21 protein-coding genes and 1 pseudogene are annotated in these 21394 nt (G+C 76.3%); 9 read left to right on the forward strand and 13 right to left on the reverse strand.

Annotated features, from left to right (window positions below):
- Position 1: 1 nt before the first annotated feature.
- From ACI79P_RS10050 to ACI79P_RS10060, 3 genes are all read right to left on the reverse strand, one after another.
- Positions 2–1189, reverse strand: a complete 1188-nt coding sequence (locus ACI79P_RS10050) for an alkaline phosphatase family protein (RefSeq protein ID WP_456580904.1) — start codon at positions 1187–1189, stop codon at positions 2–4.
- Positions 1186–1920: a class I SAM-dependent methyltransferase gene (locus ACI79P_RS10055; protein ID WP_456580905.1), complete on the reverse strand. Its 735-nt coding sequence runs from the start codon at positions 1918–1920 to the stop codon at positions 1186–1188. The genes ACI79P_RS10050 and ACI79P_RS10055 overlap by 4 nt, the downstream gene beginning before the upstream one ends.
- A 92-nt stretch (positions 1921–2012) precedes the next feature.
- Complete coding sequence (locus ACI79P_RS10060) at positions 2013–2510, reverse strand: VOC family protein (RefSeq protein ID WP_456580906.1); 498 nt, start codon at positions 2508–2510, stop codon at positions 2013–2015.
- Positions 2511–2676: 166 nt separating this feature from the next.
- On the opposite strand from ACI79P_RS10060, the gene ACI79P_RS10065 reads away from it, so the two are divergent.
- Positions 2677–2871: a hypothetical protein gene (locus ACI79P_RS10065; protein WP_456580907.1), complete on the forward strand. Its 195-nt coding sequence runs from the start codon at positions 2677–2679 to the stop codon at positions 2869–2871.
- 51 nt (positions 2872–2922) lie between these two features.
- Here the strand turns inward: ACI79P_RS10065 and ACI79P_RS10070 are convergent, their stop codons facing one another.
- The 4 genes from ACI79P_RS10070 to ACI79P_RS10085 form a co-directional block, all read right to left on the reverse strand.
- Positions 2923–6699 (reverse strand): DNA polymerase III subunit alpha, encoded by a 3777-nt coding sequence (locus ACI79P_RS10070; protein WP_456580908.1) that lies wholly within the window; start codon positions 6697–6699, stop codon positions 2923–2925.
- Positions 6696–7193 (reverse strand): SAV_6107 family HEPN domain-containing protein, encoded by a 498-nt coding sequence (locus tag ACI79P_RS10075; RefSeq protein WP_456580909.1) that lies wholly within the window; start codon positions 7191–7193, stop codon positions 6696–6698. The genes ACI79P_RS10070 and ACI79P_RS10075 overlap by 4 nt, the downstream gene beginning before the upstream one ends.
- Entirely contained in the window at positions 7193–7516 is a 324-nt protein-coding gene (locus tag ACI79P_RS10080; protein ID WP_456580910.1) for a DUF6504 family protein, read from the reverse strand. The genes ACI79P_RS10075 and ACI79P_RS10080 overlap by 1 nt, the downstream gene beginning before the upstream one ends.
- A gap of 323 nt (positions 7517–7839) precedes the next feature.
- On the reverse strand, positions 7840–9147 hold the full coding sequence (locus ACI79P_RS10085) for an HNH endonuclease signature motif containing protein (protein WP_456580992.1): 1308 nt from the start codon (positions 9145–9147) through the stop codon (positions 7840–7842).
- A 232-nt stretch (positions 9148–9379) separates the two neighbouring features.
- On the opposite strand from ACI79P_RS10085, the gene ACI79P_RS10090 reads away from it, so the two are divergent.
- The 6 genes from ACI79P_RS10090 to ACI79P_RS10115 are packed head-to-tail and all read left to right on the forward strand — an operon-like array spanning position 9380 to position 14783.
- A complete protein-coding gene (locus tag ACI79P_RS10090; RefSeq protein WP_456580911.1) occupies positions 9380–9946 on the forward strand; it encodes a YbaK/EbsC family protein in 567 nt (188 codons plus the stop codon).
- Positions 9943–10536, forward strand: coding sequence for a GNAT family N-acetyltransferase (locus ACI79P_RS10095; protein WP_456580912.1), 594 nt, complete (start codon positions 9943–9945; stop codon positions 10534–10536). The genes ACI79P_RS10090 and ACI79P_RS10095 overlap by 4 nt, the downstream gene beginning before the upstream one ends.
- A complete protein-coding gene (locus ACI79P_RS10100) occupies positions 10533–12182 on the forward strand; it encodes a phytoene desaturase family protein (protein ID WP_456580913.1) in 1650 nt (549 codons plus the stop codon). Before ACI79P_RS10095 ends, ACI79P_RS10100 begins: the two co-directional genes overlap by 4 nt.
- Positions 12179–12988, forward strand: coding sequence for a carotenoid biosynthesis protein (locus ACI79P_RS10105; protein ID WP_456580914.1), 810 nt, complete (start codon positions 12179–12181; stop codon positions 12986–12988). Before ACI79P_RS10100 ends, ACI79P_RS10105 begins: the two co-directional genes overlap by 4 nt.
- A complete protein-coding gene (locus ACI79P_RS10110; protein ID WP_456580915.1) occupies positions 12985–14127 on the forward strand; it encodes a glycosyltransferase in 1143 nt (380 codons plus the stop codon). Before ACI79P_RS10105 ends, ACI79P_RS10110 begins: the two co-directional genes overlap by 4 nt.
- Complete coding sequence (locus ACI79P_RS10115) at positions 14124–14783, forward strand: flavin reductase family protein (RefSeq protein WP_456580916.1); 660 nt, start codon at positions 14124–14126, stop codon at positions 14781–14783. The genes ACI79P_RS10110 and ACI79P_RS10115 overlap by 4 nt, the downstream gene beginning before the upstream one ends.
- 100 nt (positions 14784–14883) lie before the next feature.
- Here ACI79P_RS10115 and ACI79P_RS10120 read toward each other — a convergent pair whose 3' ends face one another.
- Together ACI79P_RS10120 and ACI79P_RS10125 are read right to left on the reverse strand one after the other, a co-directional pair.
- Positions 14884–15861: a carbohydrate kinase family protein gene (locus tag ACI79P_RS10120; protein ID WP_456580917.1), complete on the reverse strand. Its 978-nt coding sequence runs from the start codon at positions 15859–15861 to the stop codon at positions 14884–14886.
- A gap of 139 nt (positions 15862–16000) precedes the next feature.
- Positions 16001–16699 carry a CDP-alcohol phosphatidyltransferase family protein gene (locus ACI79P_RS10125; RefSeq protein WP_456580918.1) on the reverse strand — a complete coding sequence of 233 codons (699 nt, stop codon included), beginning with the start codon at positions 16697–16699 and terminating at the stop codon, positions 16001–16003.
- Between the two features lie 66 nt (positions 16700–16765).
- On the opposite strand from ACI79P_RS10125, the gene ACI79P_RS10130 reads away from it, so the two are divergent.
- The gene (locus tag ACI79P_RS10130) at positions 16766–17566 is read left to right on the forward strand and encodes a lipase family alpha/beta hydrolase (RefSeq protein ID WP_456580919.1); all 801 of its coding nucleotides are present in this window, start codon (positions 16766–16768) and stop codon (positions 17564–17566) included.
- Here the strand turns inward: ACI79P_RS10130 and ACI79P_RS10135 are convergent.
- From ACI79P_RS10135 to ACI79P_RS10150, 4 genes are all read right to left on the reverse strand, one after another.
- Positions 17563–18372: an ABC transporter permease gene (locus ACI79P_RS10135; protein ID WP_456580920.1), complete on the reverse strand. Its 810-nt coding sequence runs from the start codon at positions 18370–18372 to the stop codon at positions 17563–17565. The genes ACI79P_RS10130 and ACI79P_RS10135 overlap by 4 nt on opposite strands.
- Positions 18369–19289 carry an ABC transporter ATP-binding protein gene (locus ACI79P_RS10140; protein WP_456580921.1) on the reverse strand — a complete coding sequence of 307 codons (921 nt, stop codon included), beginning with the start codon at positions 19287–19289 and terminating at the stop codon, positions 18369–18371. Before ACI79P_RS10140 ends, ACI79P_RS10135 begins: the two co-directional genes overlap by 4 nt.
- Positions 19286–20395 carry a transcriptional regulator gene (locus ACI79P_RS10145; protein WP_456580922.1) on the reverse strand — a complete coding sequence of 370 codons (1110 nt, stop codon included), beginning with the start codon at positions 20393–20395 and terminating at the stop codon, positions 19286–19288. Before ACI79P_RS10145 ends, ACI79P_RS10140 begins: the two co-directional genes overlap by 4 nt.
- A gap of 77 nt (positions 20396–20472) precedes the next feature.
- Positions 20473–20850, reverse strand: coding sequence for a hypothetical protein (locus ACI79P_RS10150; RefSeq protein ID WP_456580923.1), 378 nt, complete (start codon positions 20848–20850; stop codon positions 20473–20475).
- 318 nt (positions 20851–21168) lie between these two features.
- Here ACI79P_RS10150 and ACI79P_RS10155 point away from each other — a divergent pair.
- Positions 21169–21339 (forward strand): annotated as a pseudogene (locus ACI79P_RS10155) (type I restriction enzyme subunit R domain-containing protein); the annotation flags it as partial.
- Positions 21340–21394: the final 55 nt, after the last annotated feature.

The raw sequence follows: 21394 nt of genomic DNA on the forward strand, positions 1-21394 counted from the left end.
GTCAGGACAGGGCGCGCCCCCGGGCGACGAGCAGCGGGATCGCCAGCTCCGTCGCGGTGAGCGACCCGTGGTAGGCGGCCAGCCGGCTCGGCCCCGGCTCCAGGCGGGGGGTGACCAGCGCCCAGCTGCCGCGGGCCAGGGCCACGACATCGCCGATGCGGGCGGAGAGCGGCTCCTCCACCGGCCCGAAGACGCCGCTGGCGATCGCCTCCTCCCGCCCCACGACCCACGCCCGGTCGCCGAGCACGCCCCGCCACCGGGCCAGCACGTCGGCCTCCGCCCCGGGCTCGGTGTGCACGTAGCGGGCGCGCGGCTCCCCGGCGAGCAACCGCACCCCGTCGGCGAGGTCCGGCTCGTCGTCCAGGTCCAAGCGGGTGGCGGCGGGCACGTCGAGCATCCCGTGGTCGGCCGTGACCAGCAGCGCGGCGTCGTCGGGCAGGCCGTCCAGCACCTGCTCGACGACCCGGTCGACCAGGGCCAGTTGCGCGCGCCAGCTCGGTGAATCGACGCCCCGGACGTGCCCGGTGAGGTCCAGCTCGGCCATGTAGCCGTACGCCAGCGCCCGGGGTCCCGCGTCCAGCGCCGAGCGCATGAGCGCGGTGAGGTCGCCGGGGCCGACGGCGCCGGTGTAGCGGGCGCCCCGGTAGGCGGCCACGGTGAGCCCCGAGCCCGCGTAGGCCCACGGGCCGACGGCGGTGACCGCGACCCCGTCGGCGGCGACCCGCTCGAAGACGGTGGGCTGGGCCTGCCAGTCGGCCGGGTCCGGGTCGTCGCTCCACTGGGTGTGGTTGAGGGTGCGCCCCTGCCCCGGCACCTCGGTGACGAAGCCCAGGATGCCGTGGCTGCCCGGCGGCAGGCCGGTGCCGATGGTGGCGAGGCTGACCGGGGTGGTGCTGGGGCAGGGCGCCTGGAGGGTGCCGGCCGGGCTGGCGAGCGCGGCCAGGGTGGGGGCGATGTCGGCGTGGGCCCGGACCAGGTCGGCGCCGAGACCGTCCACCAGCAGGACCGCCACACGGCGCGCGCCGTGCAGGGCCCCGGCCAGGCCCAGGGGGTCGACGGGGAGGTCGCCGCGGGGCACGGGGCTGCCCAGGGCCGCCGCGACGCCGGGCAGCACGTCGGCCAGGGTGGCGACGCCGTAGGCGGGCCGGTGCAGGTCGGGCGGCAGGGCGCCGTCGACCCCGCCGGTCACGCGCGGGTCGCCAGCAGGTGGAGGCCCGCGGCCACCTCGCGGTAGGGCGAGGTGTCGGCGAGCGCGAGCTCGAGGTCCCGGACCGCGGCGGGGTCGGCGCCGGACGCGGTATCCAGCAGGTCGGCGACGACGGAGACCCCGCGCCAGGTACCCGGCGTCAGCCCGGCGCCGGCGACCAGCGCGAGCAGGTCCTCGGGGGTGAACCGGCGGCGGACCGGCCGACCCGGCGCCGCGCCCTGGTCGCGGAGGTGCGCGAGGGCCTCCGCGGGGTGGCCGGCGAGGGCGCGGGCGAGCACGGAGCCGGCCCGGTTGGCGACGGCGAGGCTCACCCACCCCGCGCTGCGCAGGGCCCCGGCGATCTCGGCCAGGGTGACCGCGGGGTCGTCGACGACCTCGAGGACGGAGTGGCAGAGGGCGAGGTCGTACCCGCCGTCGTCCGCGAGGACCTCGTGCAGCAGGTCGCCGTCGCCCTGGACCCCGCGGACCCGGTCGCCCACCCCGGCGGTCTGGGCACGCCGGCCCAGGGTGGCCAGGGCGTCGGCACTGGGGTCGACGACGGTGACAATGTGGCCCAGGCGGGCCAGGGGGACGGCGAACATCCCGCTGCCGCCGCCGACGTCCAGCACGCGGAGCGCGTTCCCGGCGCCGACCAGCGGGTCGAGCGCGGCCCACACGGCAGCGGTCCGGACGGGCAGCTGCTCCGCGGTCGGCGAGGCGGGAACGGTCGGCACCCACCGGAGCCTAGCGGCGGACCGCGGCGCCCACCGCTTCCCCGCCGGTGGGCGCCGCGCCGTCGTCCCTGGGCACCGGGCTATGCGTCGGGCTATGCGTCGACCTGGGCGTCCACCGCGTCGGCGGCCCGACGGATCTCGGCGAGGTCGATGCGGCGCATCTGCAGCATCGCCTGCGTCGCGCGCTGGGCACGCGCCGGATCGGGGTCGTTGAGCAGGGCCATCAGCTCCTCGGGGACGACCTGCCAGGAGACGCCGAAGCGGTCCTTGAGCCAGCCGCACATGCTCTCCTCGCCGCCGTCGGTGAGCCGGTCCCAGTAGTGGTCGGCCTCCTCCTGGTCGGCGCACATGATCTGGAAGGAGACCGCCTCGGTGAACGGGAACTGCGGGCCGCCGTTGAGGGCGGTGTACTCCTGGCCGTCGAGGGTGAAGGTGACGGTCAGGACGTCGCCCTCCTGCATGGGCGGCGGCATGCCCGGTCCGTACCGGGTCACCTGGCCGATGCGGGAGTTCGGGAAGACCGAGGTGTAGAGCGTCGCCGCCTCCTCGGCCTGGCCGTCGAACCACAGGCACGGGATCTGCTTGGGCATGGTCGGTCCTCTCCTGCGCACGCCGGCCGGGTGCCGGTGTCGGTGGTTGGACCTCCGGCGTCGCCCGGACTCATCGGTCGGCGGTCGACCGGCGCCGGTCGTTTACCGGCCGGGAGCCCGGGGGCAGACCTGTCCGGTCAGTACCACCGACGACCGAGGAGTTGCCATGACCCGCGCCACCCGTCCACGTCTGCTCCGCCGGACCGCGGCCGCGTTCGCCATCACCGCCGCCTCCCTCACGACGGTCGCCTGCGGTGACGACGTGGTGGACGACGGCGTCGAGCAGAACATCGAGCAGGGTGTCGACGAGGTCGAGCAGGAGGTCGACGAGGCCACCGAGCCCGAGAGCGGCAACGGCTGAGCCCGGGCGCTGCCCCCGGCCGGCGAGCGGCTGGGGGCGGCGGGTTCTTCTTCAGTGGCCCGAACTGCCCGGGCTGGAGTGCCAGAGCTTCCGCGGCGGTCCGGCCGCGGCGCGGCGGGCCGCGCCCTTCGTCTCCTCGCCGGCCGGCTTGATGTCGGCGTAGGGCGACATGCGGAAGCCGGTCGGGTGGACCAGGACCGGGCGCACGACCACCGGTCGGGAGCCGTGTGAGGCGGCCGCCCCGGCGATCGACTGCTCGGTGTACTCCCCCGGCGCAGTCATCAGGTCGCGGACACCGTCGAGCCCGTCGGCCTCCCACGCCTCGTGCAGCGCCGGCAGCTCCCACGCCCCGGTGGCCCGCAGCGACACCCCGCGCGGCCCGGTCCGGCGCAGGACCCCGCGGATGACCAGCAGCCACGAGTGGAAGACCGTGGCTGCGTAGGGACCCTGCGCGTCCTCGAAGAAGGTCGAGTCGGTGCAGCCGGTGCCGTCGTCGAGGGTCACGAACACCACGCGGCGTCCGGACCGGATCGGCGGGGTCTGGGTGGCCACCTTGACGCCGGCCACCAGCACCTCGCTGCCGCTGCGGCAGCCGAGGAGCTCCCCGGCCGGCACCGCGCCGACCGCCGACAGGAACGGCCGGTAGAAGTCGACGACGTGCCGGCTGGCGTCCAGCCCGAGCACCTCCAGCTCCGCCCGCACCAGCTCGGCGTCGGTGAACTCGGGCAGCCCGCTGCCCTCGGCCCACTCCGGGCCGGCCGGCTCCCCGGTGGACTCCTCCTCGGGCAGCCCCATCCCCATGAGGTCCAGGCTCAGCTGCCCGTCGGAGGTCGCCCGCGCGCCGCTGCGGCTCCACCGGTCGAGCTCGCTGATCTGCAGCAGCAGGTCGCGCCGGGTCACCTGTCGTCGCCGGCGGGTCGGCCGGCCGGCCTCCCGGTCGCGCATCCCGAACCCGTAGAGCGAGTCGAACCCCCCGGCCAGCACCAGCCGCTCCACCACCGGGCGGGACACCGACGCCCGCCCCCAGAAATCCGTCAGTGACCGATAGGGCTGCCCGGCGACCACCCGCGCGACCTCGTCGTCGGAGATGCCCTTCACGTCGGCCAGCGAGAGCCGGATGCCGTACCGCGTGGGGTCGGGCATCGTCGCCGGCATCCACTCCGGGCGACGCCAGCCCTCGACCTCCACCTGAGCTTCGGGGTCGTCGTCGGTCTCGTCGCCGGCGGCACCGGCGTCGAGCCGTTCGACCCGGTAGCTGCCGGTCGAGGCGTTGACGTCGAGCCCGAGCACCCGGATGCCGAAGTTGCGCGCGTCGTCGAGGATCAGCCGCTTCGGGTACATGCCGGGGTCGTGGGTGAGCACGCCGGCCAGGAACGCCGCCGGGTGGTGGGTCTTCAGCCAGGCCGACTGGTAGGTGGGTAGCGCGAACGCCGCCGCGTGCGCCTTGCAGAAGCCGAACGACCCGAAGGCGGCCAGCACCTCCCACACCCGCTCGGCGACCTCCACCGGGTACCCGGCGTCCAGCGCGCGCGGGACGAACCAGGCCCGCACCTCGGGGTGGGCGTCCTTCTCCCCCAGCGCCCGGCGCACCTCGTCGGCCTCGGCCAGCGTGCAACCGGCCATCCGGGCCACCACCTGCAGCACCTGCTCGTGGAAGACCACCACCCCGGCGGTCTCGGCGAGAGCGAACTCCAGGTCGGGGTGGGGGTACTCGGCGTCGCGCCAGCCGTTCCGGGCCATGAGGAACGGGGTGACCATGTCGCTCTTCACCGGCCCGGGCCGGAACAGCGAGATGTCGATGATGATGTCCTCGAACGTCCGGGGGCCGAACTTGCCGACCAGCTCCCGCTGCCCCGGCGACTCGATCTGGAACATGCCGAGCGTGCGGGTGCTGCGGATCAGCTCGAACGTCGTCGGGTCGTCCCGCGGGATCGCGTCGATGTCGACGGTCTCGCCATCGGTCCGCTCGATCTCGTCGAGGGCGTGCGCGATCGCCGACTGCATCCGGATGCCCAGCAGGTCCAGCTTGAGCAGCCCCAGCTCCTCGACGTCGTCCTTGTCGAACTGGCTCATCGGGTAGCCGAGATAGCTGCTCTCCACCGGCGTGCGGTCCAGCAGCGTGGCGTCGGAGAGCAGCACCCCGCACGGGTGCAACGCGATGTGCCGGGGCAGCCCGTCGAGCCGGGACACCAGGTCGAACAGCAGGTCGAGGTCACCGGTGCCGCCGGCCCGGCGCGAGCCGTACCGGCTGGCCCGCAGCTCGGGCAGGTCCCGCAGCGCGGCGTGCACCTGGTTGGCGCGGATGTGCGGGAACGCCTTGGCAACCGCGTCGACCTCCGCCGGCGGCAGGCCGAGCGCCGCACCGACGTCGCGGATGGCGTGGCGCACCCGGTAGGTGTCCATCATCGAGATGCAGCTGACCCGGTCGGCGCCGAAGCGGTCGATGACCGCGTCGTAGACCTCCATCCGCCGGGCGGACTCCACGTCGATGTCGATGTCGGGCAGCTGGTGGCGCAGCGGCGAGAGGAACCGCTCCATCAGCAGCCCGTAGCGCAGCGGGTCGACGTCGGAGATGCCCAGCAGGTAGGTGACCAGGCTGCCGGCGCCCGATCCGCGCGCCGCCGCGCGAACCCTCAAGCTCTTGATGAGGTCGACCACGTCCGCGACGGTCAGGAAGTAGGACGGGTAGCCGAGGGAGTCGATGACCCCGAGCTCCTCCTCGAGCCGCTGCCGCACCCGGGTCGTGGGCGCCATGCCCCGCCGCCCCAGCCCCGCCTCGCACCGGGCGCGCAGCACCTGCGCCGGGCCCATCCCCCGCTCCGCCGGCGTGGTGACGACGTCGAGCTCGGGGTAGCGGACGCTGCCGATGCCCAGGTCGCCGGCGGGGTCGACGGCGCACTGCTCGGCCAGCCGGGCGGTGCGTTCGAGCAGCCGCAGGGCGGCATCCCGGTCGGGGCCGGTGAGGTCCTCGGCGACCTCGGCCATCTCCTTGCCCGACTTCAGGTAGCCCTCGGCCGTGGTGCGGTCGACGTGCCGGGCACCCAGCGGGACCAGCCGCCGGGCGGCGTCCAGGACGTCGGCGGTGGGGGCGTCGAGAGCGTCGACGTACCGGACCGCGTTGCTCAGGACCACCGGCACCTGCTGCTCGGCGGCGAACCGGAGCAGCGCCTGGGCGCGCTGCCGGTCGCCCCGGCCGCGGTGGTGCACCACCTCCAGCGCCAGCCCCGGGCCGAAGACCGCGCGCCAGGCGTCCAGCTGCTCGACGGCCAGGTCGGCCCGCCCCGCGAGCAGGGCCCGGCCGACCGGGGAGCCGGGACCGAGCAGGGGCACCAGCCCGGTGGCGTGCTCGGCGGCGATCGCCAGCGAGCTCACCGGCTCGCCGCGCGTGCCGCGCAGGTGGGTGGCGCTGGTGAGCCGGCACAGCGAGCGCCAGCCGGCGCCGTCGCGCGCGAGGAAGGTGACCCGGGGCAGCCGCGGGTCGACGCTCACCCCACCGCGGGCCGGGGACCGGCGCGGAGGTGTCGCGGTCCGCGGCCGCGGGGACCGGGCCGCGGCGGGGTCCTCCCCCAGCACGTGCGCGAGCGCCGGCGGCACGCTGGTACCCAGCGCCGGCGCCACCGCCAGGTCGACACCGAAGATCGGCCGCACCCCGGCCGACCGGCAGGCCAGCGCGAACTTGACCGCACCGTAGAGCCCGTCCCGGTCGGTCAGGGCCAGGGCCGGCATGCCGTGCTCGGCGGCCCGTGCCACCAGGTCGGCGGGGTGGTTGGCCCCGTACCGCATGGAGTAACCGGAGGCGACGTGCAGGTGGACGAAGGGGTCGCTCACCGCCGGGGCCCGGCGGACCGGGACGGGGTCCGGCCGACCACGTGCGGCCGCGGGTAGCGGGGCGGCTCGGGCAGCGCGTCGACGCCGAGCCCGGCCTCGACCACGGCGAGGAAGCCCCGTACGTCGCGGACCAGGTCGTCGGCCTCCCGCTCGGTGACCGCCCGGGACAGCCCCGCCTCCGCCGCGGCGCGCTTGGCCGCACCGGCGGCGAAGAAGGTGGCCCACTCCCCCAGCTCGGGGGCGACCTCCGCGAGCAGCACCCAGGCGCTGCGCGGGCGCCGGCGACCGCCCTCGGGACGGGTGCGCGCGGCCAGCACCGCGGCGGCGGCCCGGAGCGCCGCCAGGTGCGCGGTGGCATACCGCTCCCGCGGATCGGTGGCCGCGGCCGCCTCCGCCAGGCCGCGGTGCGCCTGGTCGAGCAGGCCCGCAGCCGCGGCGGGCAGCGCGGGCGGCAGCGGCAGCTGACCGGCCGGCACGGCTCGTGCGGCGCCCATCAGTCGTGCACCCGGACGAGCCACCAGTGGTTGCCGACGGCGTCCCACGTCAGGTCGTAGACGCCGGCGAAGCTCATGCGGGACCGCCCGGCCCGCACCGCCTCCACCCGCCAGACCTCGCGGGGGGCGACCAGGTCGTCCGACGCGCCACCCACCTCGGCGTCCCGGAGCCACCACGGCGCGGTCTCCACCCAGGAGTCGAGCAGTTCTCCCACGACGTACCGGGACTGCCCGCGCCAGAACTGCACCGGGCCCAGCGGGCCACGTTCGACCTGCACCTCTTCGCCGGCCCGACCGACGACCTCACCGAGCACCCGACTCATGACAGCCTCCCCACGCCTCGCCCCGCGCGCACGCCCGCCACCCCACCGGCGGGGAAGAGAGCCGGTAAGGACGGACCGATCACGTCGTTCGAACAAGTGTTCGAACAAGTCCAGTAGACCGGAGCGCTCCCGCGTCGTCAAGCCGGGCCGCGGCGTGTTGTGGACAGCTGGCCGCGCTCGTCGAAGTCACGCCGCCCACCCCCGCCCCAGCCCGCACCAGGCGAATCCGCCTCCGCCCACGACTCCGGCGAAGCCCCCGACAGTCCCCGAGCGTCCACCTGCCACTCCGGTCCGCCGGGCGACGCGCCGGGCACCGGCTGACCTCACGCGCGGAGCGGATCCGGGGGCGCGAGGTCGTCGAGCCAGGGCGGCTCCGGCTCAGGGTCGTGGTACCAGCCGGGCGGACGGGTGGTCCGGGAGACACCCGACGGGGTGCGGACGACGAGCCGGCCGTCGGGGAGCAGGGTGAACGACCAGCCGCGGGCGAAGGTCTTGATCCGGTGGTGCCGCCGGCACAGGCAGCACAGGTTCCAGCAGTCGGTGGGGCCCCCGTCGGCGACGGCCTGACCGTGGTCGATGTCGCAGCGGCCGGCGCGACGGCGGCAGCCGGGCATGCGGCAGTGCCGGTCGCGCACGGTGACGAGCCGTTCCTGGGCAGCGGTGGGCCGGTACCCGAGGGTCGGAGGAGGGGGCCGCAGGTCTGGCCCGTCGGGCTGCCCGGGCGGGTGGGCGCCCCGCGAGGCCTTCCCGCGCCGCACCCGACGGCCCCGGCCGGCGGCGCGACGGGGCTCGGCGCGGGTGGCCACCGCGACGGTCTCACCGGTCGCCGCGTCGTCGATGGCGACGTGCACCGACCCGCCGGCCGGTGCGTCGTGCCGGAGCGAGGGCAGCGCGGCGTGGACGTGCAGGTGCGCGGTCACCGGCGGGCGACTGGTGTCCCACGGCCTCGGGATCAGGTCCAGCGCCGCCGTCGAGCGCAGCACGCCCATCGGCCGGTCGTCCCCGTCTGCGCGCATCCACCGCGCGTACTGGTCGACCGCATCGCGGGCCACGTGCACCGCCGGCAGCGGGCCCTCGATGACCAGCCGGCCGAGGTCGTCGGCGGTGCGCTGGACGTGCACGTCGGCCTTGCGCTCGGTTTCCCTGCGACGGCGTTCCCTGGCCGCGGCGTCCACCCGGTAGAGGTGGTAGCGGGTCCGGTCGCCCAGCCGGGAGGGCGGGCGGTCCGCAGCTCCCGGGAGCACCCGCGCCTGCACCGCGGCGGCCACGGCGTCGGAGGCGTCGCCGAGCAGGTCGAGCAGGATCCGCGCCTTGCGGATCGTCAGCCGCCCGGCGAACAGCTCCGCCCACGTGGCGGCGAGCTTGGTGATGAGCAGGATCGACTCGACGGCCAGGCGGCCGGCCTCGACCTCGGAGCAGTTGCGGATCGTCGCCAGCTCGGAGACGAAGTCGTCGGAGACATCGGCCAGCGCAGCCGGACGCGCCGCCCGGGAGTCCGGCCCCGGCCCGCCGCGAGGGCCGTAGTCGGCATCCCGCTCCGCCGAGCGCCGGCGCGCCAGCTCCGCGATGGCGGCCGCCTGCCGGGCGTACTCCCGGGCCATGTGGGCGTCGGCCGACCAGATGTCGCACACCAAGCTCGAACTTCTCCGGGGCCGGCGGCACCACCTCGCCGGGGAGCAACGGCATCGGCACGCCGTCGCCGGCCGGCTGTGCGCCCTCGTCGTCCTCCACACGGTAGGCAGGAGGTACGACATCGCTGGTCAGGCGCCCAGAGGGATGCAGGGATCGGCCGGTTCGACGGCTGCACCGCGGCGGCCCGCACCGCCGGGGGCGCGCGCCCTCGGGCGGTGGCAGGATCGACGCATGAGCCCACCCCCGCACCCCCGGGTGGCCGCCGTCGCCCGTGCCCTCGCCGCGGCCGGCGCCGAGGGTGAGGTCCGCATCCTCCCCGCGGAGGTCCGCACCGCGGCCGCCGCCGCCCAGGTGCTCGGCGTGCCGGTCGGCGCGATCGTCAACAGCCTGGTCTTCCTCGCCGACGGTTCGCCCCTGCTGGTCCTCACCAGCGGCGCCCACCGCGTCGACGTCATCCAGGTCGCGGGGCTGCTCGGCATCGGCTCCCTGGTCCCCGCCCCCGCCGACGTCGTCCGCGAGCACACCGGCCAGCCCATCGGCGGGGTGGCCCCCGTGGGGCACCCCGCCCCCCTCGGCACCCTGGTCGACGTGGAGCTCGCCCGGTACGACCGGCTGTGGGCCGCGGCCGGGCACCCGGCGGCGGTCTTCCCCACCACCTACGACGAGCTGCTGCGCATCACCGCAGGCACCGCGGCCGAGGTCGGCGGCGGGCCGCTGGACGGGACCGCCACCACCCTCGGGGGCACCCCCCTCCCGGACGCCCAGCGCCCGGACGCCGAAGGGGCGACCGCCCAGTGACGGGGACGCGCAACGCCACCCGCATCCTCGAGCTCCCGGCCCCGTGGATGCGTGAGCACATGCACGAGGTGCTGGCGATCTACGGCCTGGCCATGGGCTACGACTCGGGCATCGTCGCCGGCCGGTACGGCTACGCCGTCCAGCACACCGAGCGCCCCGGGTTCCGCGCGGTGGGCGCCTTCGCCCGCACCCCCGAGGGCGAGCGGCTGGTCGGGTTCGGCTACGGCTACCTCATCGCCCCCGGGCAGTGGTGGCACGACCAGGTGCGGGCCGCGCTCGACCGGCGGACGGCGAAGAAGTGGCTGCCCGGCGCCTTCGAGGTGTGCGAGCTGCACGTGCACCCCGACGCGCAGAGCCAGGGCCTCGGCCGGCAGCTGCTGCACGCCCTGGTGGAGGGGCTGCCGCACCCGGTGGCGCTGCTCTCCACGCCGGACGCCGACACCAAGGCGTTCCGGCTCTACCGCGCCGACGGGTTCGTCGACCTCGCCCGCGGCTACCACTTCCCGGGCGACTCGAGGCCCTTCGCGATCCTCGGCGCGCGGCTCCCGCTGCATCCACCCGGCCCCTCCGCGACGAACTCCCGGGCGTGACCGCCTCCCCCGGTGCCGTGGACGTCGTCGTCGTGGGCTCCGGCCACAACGGCCTCGTGGCCGCCTGCTACCTCGCCCGCGAAGGCCTCTCCGTGGAGGTCCTCGAGTCCGACGAGGTCCTCGGCGGGGCGGTCTCCACCGTGGAGCGCTGGCCCGGGGTGCGCGTGGACCGCGGGTCCAGCGCGCACGTCATCGTCCGGCACAGCGGCATCGTCGAGGAGCTCGCGCTGGCCGAGCACGGCCTCCGCTACATCGACTGCGACCCGTGGGGCTTCGCGCCCGCGCCCTCCCCCGGCGACCCGGGCCCGGACGGCCGGCCGCTGGTCCTCTCCGTCGACCTGGACGCCACCTGCGCCTCGATCGAGGCCGCCTGCGGTCCGGACGACGCCGCCGCCTACCGCCGCTTCGTCGAGGTGTGGGGGCCGCGCAGCCGCGCCGTCGTCGCCTCGTTCGGCCGGGCGCCGTCGGCCGGCGGCCTGCTCCGCTCGTTCTGGCCGCTGGGCGCGCCGGCGGAGGGGCGTCCGCGCACCCCGGGCGGCGAGCTGGCCGTCGACTTCCTGGGCTCCGGCGACGCGCTGCTGGACAAGTGGTTCACCAGCGAGCGGCTCAAGGCGGCGCTGGCGTGGTTCGGCGCGCAGTCCGGCCCGCCGATGTCCGAGCCGGGCACCGCGGCGATGGTCGGCTGGGTGGCGCTGCTGCACGACGTCCCGCCCGGCCACCCGGTGGGCGGCTCGGGTGGGCTGACGCAGGCGCTGCGCCGCCGGCTGGAGTCCGACGGCGGCCGGGTGGTGCTCGGCGACGGCGCCGCGCGGTTGCTCGTGGAGGACGGCCGCGTCGCCGGCGTGGAGACCCGGTCCGGCCGGGTCGTGCGGGCGTCCTCGGTGGTCGCCGCCTGCCACATCGGCGTGACGCGCCAACTCGCCGGGGACGCCGCGCCCCCGGTGCTCGCCGAGGCCGCGCCGCCGGTCGGCAACGGCTTCGGCCTGGTCGTGCGGGCGCTGACCGACGCCCCGCCGTCCTACCCCGGGGCCGGGCCGGAGGCGCTGCGGGGCCTCCAGCTGCTCTGCACCGACCGCGCCCGGCTGGCCGCGGCGCACGGTGACTGGGGCGCCGGCCGGGTGCCCCGCGAGCCGGTGCCGCTGGCGATGTCGTTCTCCGCCAGCGACGCCACGCTGGCCCCGCCGGGGCAGCACGTCGTCACCATCTGGGGCCAGTGGTACCCGTACGCGCTGGCCGGCGGCGCCGACTGGGACGCCCTCGCCGACGCCGAGGCCCGGCGGCTGGTGGACGCCGTCGACCGCTACGCCCCCGGGTTCGCCGGGTCCGTGCGCGAGATGTACGTGCAGACGCCCCTGGCCCTCGAGCGGGAGCTGTCCCTGCCCCGTGGCAACGTCATGCACGTGGAGATGGGCCTGGCCAGCATGTTCGCCCTCCGCCCGACCCCGGGCCTCTCGGGCTACCGGGTGCCGGGCCTGCCCGGGCTCTACCTGGCCGGCGCCTCCACCCACCCCGGCGGCGGAGTCTCCGGCAACTCCGGCCGGACGGCGGCGCGCACGGTGCTCGCCGACCGTGGCGCCCTGCCCCGCGCGCGGGCGGTGGCCGGCCGGGTGCTGGGCCGGGTGCGCGCCGGGAGGCGGCAGCCGTGACGACCACCGCACCGGCGCCCGCACCCGCCGCCGTCCGCGTCGTGCCCTGGGCCGTGACCGCGGCGCTGGTCGCCACGGCGATCGCCTACCCGCTCGCCTCGGGCTCGTTCCGGGACGCCGTCTCCTGGGCCATCGTGCTGCTGGGCTCGGCGCTGTCGGTCGCGCACGCGGGCCTCAGCCGCGGCGCCCGCACCGGCGTGGGTGTGCTGGTGCTGGTCGCGGTGGTGTCGATCGCCTTCGAGTCGGTGGGGGTGGCCACCGGCTTCCCCTACGGCACCTACTCCTACAGCGACGTCCTCGGCCCGACGCTGCTCGGCGTGCCGTTCCTCGTGCCGCTGGCCTGGCTGATGATGGCCTGGCCCAGCTGGCTGCTCGGGGAGCTGCTGGCCCGCCCGGTGCGCGCGTCCCGCCGCCGGGTGGCGCGCATCGCCTGGGCGGCGGCGGTCTTCGCGGCGTGGGACGTCGTCCTGGACCCGCAGCTGGTGCAGGCCGGCTACTGGACCTGGGCCCACCCCTCCCCCGGCCTGCCGGGCATCGACACCGTGCCGCTGACCAACCTCGCCGGCTGGCTGCTGGCCGGGCTGGTGCTGATGACGCTGCTGGACCTGCTGGTCGAGCGCACCGCCCGGGCGCCCCGGACCGGCCCCGGCGCCCCGCTGTTCGCGCTGGCCTGGATGACCCTCGGTGGCGCCCTGGCGCACGCGGGCTGGCTGGGGCTGCCCGGCTCCGCGGCCTGGGGCGCAGGGCTGGGGGCGGCGGTCCTGCTCGTCCTCGCGGTGCAGCACCGGCGTGCGGGACGACGGTGAGCGGCAGCCTGCTCCGCTCGCTGGCGGGGATCTCGATCGCCGGTGCCGTGCACGCGGCCGTGAACACCGCGCTGCTGCGCCGTGCCCCCGCCGACCCGCCGCCGGTGGCCCGCCCGGTCACGGTGGTGCTGCCGGTGCGCGACGAGGCCGAGCAGGTCGCCGGCTGCCTGGCGGCGTTGCTCGACCAGCGGGGGGCGGCGCGGCTGCGGGTCGTGGTGGTCGACGACGGCTCCACCGACGGCACCGCCGACGTCGTGCGCGCCGTCGCCGACCCCCGGGTGCGGCTCGTGACCGCGCCGCCGCTGCCGTCCGGGTGGCTGGGGAAGCCGCACGCCTGCGCCGTCGGGGCCGCCGCGGCCGAGGGCGGGGACGACGAGGTGCTGGTGTTCGTCGACGCCGACGTCCGGCTGTTCCCCGACGCGATCGCCGGCGCCGTCGCGGTGCTCGACACCCACCGCCTGGACCTGGCCTCGCCGTGGCCCCGACCGCTCGCGGTCGGCCCCGCCGAGCGCCTCGTGCAGCCGCTGGCGCCCTGGCTGTGGATCACCACGCTGCCGCTGCGGCTGGCCGAGCGCTCCCCCCGGCCCTCGCTGGCCGCCGCCAACGGCCAGTTCCTCGTGGTGCGGCGCGACGCCTACGCGCGCGCCGGCGGCCACGCGGCGGTGCGCGGCGAGGTGCTCGAGGACATCGCCCTGCTGCGGGCGGTCAAGCGCACCGGCGGCCGCGGTGTGCCGATCGACGGCTCCTGCCTCGCGGCCTGCCGGATGTACGAGGGGTGGGCGGCCGTCCGGGACGGCTACGCCAAGTCGCTGTGGGCCTCGGTCGGCGGGACGCCGGCGGGTGGGCTGGCCGCCGCGGCCGCGCTCACCGCCGTCTACGTCGTCCCGCCGCTGGCCGCCCTCGGCGGGTCGCGCGCCGGGCTGGTGGGCTACCTGGCCGGGGTGGCCGGTCGCGTGGCCGCCGCCCGGGCCAGCGGGGGCCGGGCCTGGCCCGACGCCCTGGCCCATCCGCTCTCGGTGCTGGCCCTGGACGCGCTGATGCTGCGGTCGGTGCGGGGCCGGCGGCGCGGCACCCTGCGGTGGCGCGGCAGACCCGTCGACGCGACCTGTTCGGCCACGTCGGCGACGATGGGCCGGTGACCTCCGCCGAGCAGCAGCGCCCGCGCACCTCCTTCGACCCCGCCGCGATGGAGGCCGGAGCGTTCTACCGCGTGCTGAACTCCGTCGTCGTCCCCCGCCCGATCGCGTGGGTGTGCAGCCGCTCGGCGGACGGGGTGCACAACCTGGCGCCGCACTCCTTCTACACGGTGGCCTGCGTCGACCCGCCGATCGTGCAGTTCACCTCCGTGGGCCGGAAGGACTCGCTGCGCAACGTCGAGGCGACCGGCGAGTTCACCGTCAACCTCACGCCGGAGCCGCTGTTCGAGCAGGTCAACGCCACGGCCACCGACTTCCCGCCGCACACCAGCGAGGCCGAGCAGGCCGGCGTGCGGCTGGAGCCGGCCGACACCGTGGCGGCGATGCGGGTCGCCGAGTCGCCGGTCTCGATCGAGTGCGTCCTGCACTCCACGCTGCGACTCGGCGACAGCACCGTCGTCCTCGGCCGGGTGCAGCACATCAGCGTGTGGTCCGACGCCGTGCGGGACGGGCGGCCGCGGATCGAGCACCTCCGCCCGCTCGCGCGGCTGGGTGGCAACGAGTGGACGACGATCGGCGACGTGCGCGAGATCGCCCGCATCCCCTACCACCGGTGGACCGGGGACCCCTCGATCGGCGAGGCCCTCCGCGGCGAGTAGCCCGCGCTTCGATCAGGGACCCTGATCGCAGCGCCTCCTCCCTCAGCGCAGGAGGTGAGGGAGGACCCTCGATGATCAGGTCACCTGATCCCAGCGGGCCTCACGCGGGGAGGTGGGCGGCGATCTCCTCGGCGGCCTCGGCCCCGAACGCCTCGGCGAACCGCTCGAGGAAGCTCTCCCGCGGCAGGTCGTACTCCTGGGTGCCGATGACCTCCACCGCCGCGGTGGCGACGGCGGAGCCCAGCTGGGTCGACCGCTCCAGCCCCAGGCCCCAGGTCCGCCCGGCGATGAACCCGGCGCGCAGCGCGTCACCACCGCCGGTCGGCTCGACGGGCTTGGTCTCGGGCACCGCGATCACCGACAACGGCTCCTCCCCCTCCCGCCGCACCAGGACGCCCTCCGCGGCGCGCGTGGTCACCCACGTGCCCACCCGGGCGAGCACCTCGTCGGCCGTCCAGCCGGTCTTCTGCAGCAGCAGCGCCGACTCGTACTCGTTGGTGAAGAGCACCTCCGCGCCGTGCACCAGCTCGCGGATCATCTCGCCGTCGGCCCAGGCCAGCTGCTGGCTGGGGTCGGCGGCGAAGGCGTACCCGCGCTGCCGGCACTCCTGCGTGTGCCGCACCATCGCGGTGGGGTCGTTCGGCCCGACGACGACGAGGTCGGGGCTGCCCACCCGGTCGACGACCGGCGCCAGCTCGATCTGCGCGGCCTCGGACATCGCCCCCGAGTAGAACGACGCGATCTGGTTGTTCGCCTCGTCGGTCGTGCAGACGAAGCGGGCGGTGTGCTTGAGCTCCGACCAGTGCACGCTGCCGGTGTCGACACCGTGGCGCGAGAGCCAGGCCTCGTAGTCGGCGAAGTCGCTCCCGACCGCCCCCACCAGCACCGGCGCCAGGCCGAGCAGGCCCAGCCCGTAGGCCATGTTGGCGCCCGCGCCCCCGCGGTGCTGGACCAGGTCGTCGACGAGGAAGGAGAGGGAGACGTTCTCCATCTGACCTTCGACGAACTGCTCGGTGAAGCGACCGGGGAAGGTCATCAGGTGGTCGGTGGCGATGGAGCCGGTGACGACGACGGGCACGGGAGGCACTCCTCCGGGTCGGGCTGCCTCGGGCCGCTGCGCCGCGGGGAGCACCGGGCGGGGAACGGGAGACGAACGGCGGGGGTCGGGCACCGCACACCCTAGGGCCCGCACGCCCGACCCGCCGTCCAGACCGGGGTCACCCCTCCGGCGGGGGCTCCCCCTGGCCCGGACCGGCCAGCTCGGCGCCCAGCCACCGGGCCAGCTGCAGGGTGCCGACGGCGCCCAGCAGGACCCCGGCGGCGGCGCCGGCGGTGACCGAGAGCACCGCGCCGTCCACCCCCGCGACCTCCAGGCCGCTGACCACCCCCGCGCCGCAGAGCGTGAGGGCCGCCATCGCGACCCGGGTGGGCCGCTCCCACAGCGAGATCGGGCCGGTCCGGTGCACGCCGGCCTGCCCCGCGCGCGCCCGCAGGTAGTCCGGCAGCCAGCAGAGCGCGCCGAAGGCGACGGCGAGCCAGCCCGGCGCCCCGGCCACCCAGAGCGCCGCCGCGTACGCGACCTCGGTCAGCCGGTCCACCACGGAGTCGAGGACGAAGCCGCGCTGGGACGCCCGCCCCGTGCCGATCGCCAGCGCGCCGTCGAGGCTGTCGAGCAGCCCGGAGAGCCCTACCAGCGCCCCGGCCAGCAGCAGCCAGGCGCCGCCCGCGGCGGCCGGGGGGACCGCCGCGGCCGCGACGACCACCCCGGTGGCGGTGGCGACGACCGGGGGCAGCGCCGCGAGCGGCCGGGCGAGCCCGTGCGCCAGCGACAGCCAGCCCCGCACGAGCGGCGCCTGCGTGTCGGCGCCGCCGTGCCAGCGGGACCAGGCCTCGAGGTACTCCTCCCGGCTCAGCACGCCGCCCCCTCCCGCGACCGGGCGCCGTCCGGTGACGCCGGCGCCTCCACCAGGGACAGTAGGTGAGTGCTCGTCGGTCTCTCCCCCGCCCGCCGCCGTCTCGTCGTCGCGGTGCTCGCCCTCGTCACCGCCGCGATCGTGGCCCTCGGCGTGCTGCTGGCCACCCGTGGGGCGGACGTCCAGGGCCCGGGCCCGACGGCGCGGCCCGGCCCGGTGCTGCTGGTGCCCGGGTACGGCGGGGGCACGGGCGCCCTGCGGACGCTGGCCGACCGGCTGGAGTCCGCGGGCCGTGACGCCACCGTGGTCCCGCTGCCCGGCGACGGCACCGGCGACCTCGGCCAGGCGGCCGCGGCGCTCGACGACGCCGCCCGCGCGGCGCTGGAGCGCACCGGAGAGGAGAGCGTGGACGTCGTCGGCTACTCGGCCGGCGGGGTCATCGCGCGGCTGTGGGTCGCCGACGGCGGCGCGGAGGTGGCCCGCCGGGTGGTGACGATCGGCTCGCCGCACCACGGCACCGGCCTCGCGGACCTGGCCGGCCAGATCGCACCGGCCTCCTGCCCGGAGGGGTGCCGGCAGCTGGCCACCGACAGCCCGGTCCTCGCCCGGCTGAACGCGGGCGACGAGACGCCGGGCGGGGTGGGCTGGGTGTCGGTCTGGACGACGCTCGACCGGACGGTCACCCCGCCGGACTCCGCCCGGCTCGAGGGCGCGCTCAACCTCCCCGTGCAGTCGGTGTGCGCGGACAGCCGGGTCGGGCACGGCCAGCTGCCCGGCGACCCGCTGGTGCAGGGGATCGTGCTCGAGCAGCTCACCGCCGGGGAGCCTGTGCCCCTCGACGCCGCCGACTGCGCTCGGCTCAGCGGCTAGCTCGTGACGTCCTTGGTCGTGAAGTTCGCCCACGCCGCGGCCAGCAGCACGCCCACGTAGACGGCCTGCAGCGCGAGCCCCCGGGTGATGTCGCGCCAGAGGATCGGGTCGCGGAAGAGGTCGACGAACGCCAGCCAGTAGCGCGTCGGCAGGTACGGCGCGATCGGCGAGGCGGCGTCCAGGGTGAACAGGAGCGACGACGTGACGAGCACCGCCAGGGCGCCCATCGTCGCGCCGAGCGGTGAGTCGGTGAGCGTCGAGAAGAACAGCGCGAAGGCGGCGACACCCAGCATCGACACCGCGACGTAGCCGACCGCCATCACCGTGCGGACGGCGAGCTCCTCGACCGTCAGCGACGTCCCGGACACCGACGTCCCGGCCCCCGGCACGGCCTGGAACAGCGTCGTCCCGACGAGGTAGCCCAGGGCCGCGACCACGACGACGGTGACCAGCACGAAGGCCAGGACGGCGACGAGCTTGGCCACCAGCAGCCGGGTCCGCCCGGCCGGCCGGGCCAGCAGGTAGCGCAGCGTGCCCGCCTGCGCCTCACCGGCGACCGAGTCGCCGGCGACCACCGCCACCGCGATCGGCAGGAACAGCGGGAGCACGATGGCGAGCGCGGCCAGGGGGTACAGCGCGCCGTTGGTCAGGACGGCCGAGAGGAACGGCGGGCCCTCGCCCGGCCGGGGGGCCAGGTCGGTGAGCACGAGCAGCACCGCCACCAGCACCGGCAGCGCGTTGAGGACGGCGATGATCGCCCACGTGCGGGGCCGGCGGAACAGCTTGCGCAGCTCGACGGCGATCACGGCGTCCGCTCCACCCGGTCGGCGCTGGTGGCCGCGGCCGCCAGCACCACCTCCTCGAGCGTCGGGCGGTCTTCGGCGAGGCCGGTGACCGGGATCCCGGCGCGCACCAGCAGCGCGTTCACCTCGGCGGGGTCGCCGCCGCGCACCACCACCCGCTCGCCGTCGACGGCGGCGACCCGGCCGTCGAGGACCGCCCGCACCTGCTCGGGGGTGGGTGTGCGCACCACGGTGGCGCCGGTCGGCGCGGTCAGGGTGGCCAGGTCGTCCTGCAGCACCAGGCGGCCGCGGTCCAGCACCCCGACGCGGGTGCACAGCTGCTCGACCTCGGCCAGCAGGTGGCTGGAGAGGAAGACCGTCGTCCCGCCGCGGTGCAGGTCCAGGAGCAGCTCCCGGATCTCGGAGATGCCCTGCGGGTCCAGCCCGTTGGTGGGCTCGTCGAGGACCAGGAGCTCGGGACGGCGCAGCAGCGCCCCGGCCAGGCCGAGGCGCTGCCGCATGCCGAGGGAGTAGGCCTTCACCGGCCGGCGTCCGACGCCGCCCAGCCCGACCTGGTCGAGCACCTCGGCGACGCGCCGGCGGCGGTCACGGCGTGCCCCGCCGGGGCCGGCGGCGTCCAGCAGCGCGAGGTTCTCCCGGCCGGACAGGTGCCCGTACGCAGCCGGCGCCTCGATGAGCGCGCCCACCCGGGGCAGCACGCGGCGGCCGGCGCGCGGCATGCGCTCGCCGAGCAGGTCGATCTCCCCGCGGGTGGGCAGGACGAGCCCCAGCAGCATGCGGACGGTCGTCGTCTTGCCCGAGCCGTTGGCCCCCAGGAAGCCGTAGACGTCGCCCTCGCGCACGTCCAGGTCGATGCCGTCGACCGCGCGGACCCGCCCGAACTGCTTGGCCAGCCCGCGGGTGGCGATGACCGTGCTCACCGCTGCCGCCCCAGCACCGGGAGCTCCCCGGCGGCCGCCACCAGCGCGTCGAGGGTGACCGTCCCGGTGAGCACGTACGGTTCCGCGTCCTGCGGGTCGACGAGCATGAGCCCGACCGGCCCGGCCGCGATCCGGGTGCTCGTGGCATCGGTGACGGCGGCCGGGCTCTGCGCCAGCGTGCGGCGCAGGCCGTCCGCCAGCCGGCGCGGCACGGGGGCGACGGCGAGCAGGGTGGCCCCGCGCCCGTAGAGCCCGATGCCGGACGGGGCGCCGTCGAGCGTCCGGCGCGGCAGGCCGGCCAGCGTGGGAGGGAGGCGGAACGGTCCGAGCCGCCGCCCGGCCTCCAGCACGATCTCGGCCTGGTCCGCGGAACGCACGGCGGCGTCGGGTGGAGGGGTGAAGGCGGTCGTGGCGGCGTCCGGGACCCCGAGCTCCAGGTCCAGGAACCGGGTGTCCAGCGCCGGCACCTCCGACGTCTCGCCGAGGACGACCACCTGCACCGGCAGGCCGCTGACCCGGTCCACCCACACGTCCACGTGGCGCACCGCCGAAGCCGGCTCCGCGGGGGTCGCGCGCAGCCCGAGGGCGTCGCGGCCGGCGATCCGCCGGGCGCCGATGCGGGTCAGCTCCCCGTCGGTGGCCTCGGAGAGCAGCCGCCGGCCCAGCGTGGAGGGCAGCAGGTCCGGGGGCGCCGGGAGGGCGAACGGTGTGGCTGCCGCGCGGGTCGCGGAGGCGGCCTCGTACTGCCACGTCCAGGTGCCGCGCGCGTCGCGGTGGATGCCCGTCTCGCCGGCCGCGGTGATCACGTCGACCCGGTGGTCCTCGGGGCCGCGCCACCACACCCGCATCTCGGTGCGGTCGCTGAACAGGTCGGCGACGGAGTCGAGCTGGCGGGTCACCGGCAGGGCCAGCCCGCCGGCGGACTCGGCGTACCCGGAGTAGGTGACGTCGTCGGAGGCGAGGACCGCCGCCCGCAGCTCGGCCGCGGGCACCGGCGGGTCGGCCACCGGCAGCGCACCGACGAGCGCCGGGAGCGCGACGAGGACCGCGACGACCACCCCCACGACGGCCCAGCGCGGAGCCGCCGCCCGCGGTCCGGACGCCATGGCGGCCACGGTAGCCCGCGGCTCCCGGCCCCGCGGCGCGCCGGGATGCCCCACAGGAGACTCACAGCGGGGCCGGGCTACGCCCGTGCGACGACCAGGCAGCAGGCGGCCAGCACCAGCACCAGCGGGGTCATGACGACGCGCTCCGACCGGCTGCGCGAGATGCCGTTGAGCAGGATGCCCAGCGCGAAGTACCCGGTCAGCACCCGGATGCCGACGTCGCCCACCGCGGCGGGCACCGCCGTCACCAGGCCGGCCGCCTGCAGGATCACGACGGCGAAGAGGGCGTACAGGACGACGGAGACCGCGCTGCCGACGCGCAGGCCCGTGGGTAGCACCTCGTGCTGCCCGCCCCACGCGAACCGCCCCCAGGGACGACCCGCGGCGAGGGCCACCTGGAAGGCGGCGAGGCCGGCGAGCAGGACGCAGGCGAGCACGGCGGCTCCGGTGATCACCGACGCAGAGTAGGGGCGGCAAACGTTCCCGCGGGAACGCTTCCTGTCCCACCAGTCGCGGCGCTTTCGTGTTCTCCCGATCCCTGAGTCACCCGGGCGACGTCGTCAGGTAGACCCTTCACCGTCGATCTGCGACCTGGCAGTGTCGACAGCGATATCGGAACGGGGTAGGTACGTGGACGGGTTCGAGGGCAAGGTCGTTCTTCGCCTTCACCGCCACCCCGAAGGGCAAGACCCTCCAGCTGTTCGGCACCCCGCGCGACGAGGCCGGCACGACGGTCCACGAGCCGTTCCACCTCTTCTCGATGCCAGACCGGCTTCGACGAGCCCCTGCTGCACACGATGTACGTGGACAAGAAGCTCGAAGGCGTGAAGGCGGTGCAGACCCTCTCCCGGCTCAACCGCATCCACGCCGGCAAGGAGGACACCTTCGTCCTCGACTTCCGGAACACCGCCGAGGAGATGCGCGGGCAGTTCGCGCCGTTCTAGGAGAGCAGCTGGACGGAGGAGACCGACCCCAACCTGCTCTACAACCTCCAGACCC

It is taken from the genome of Blastococcus sp. SYSU DS0510, assembly GCF_054050835.1.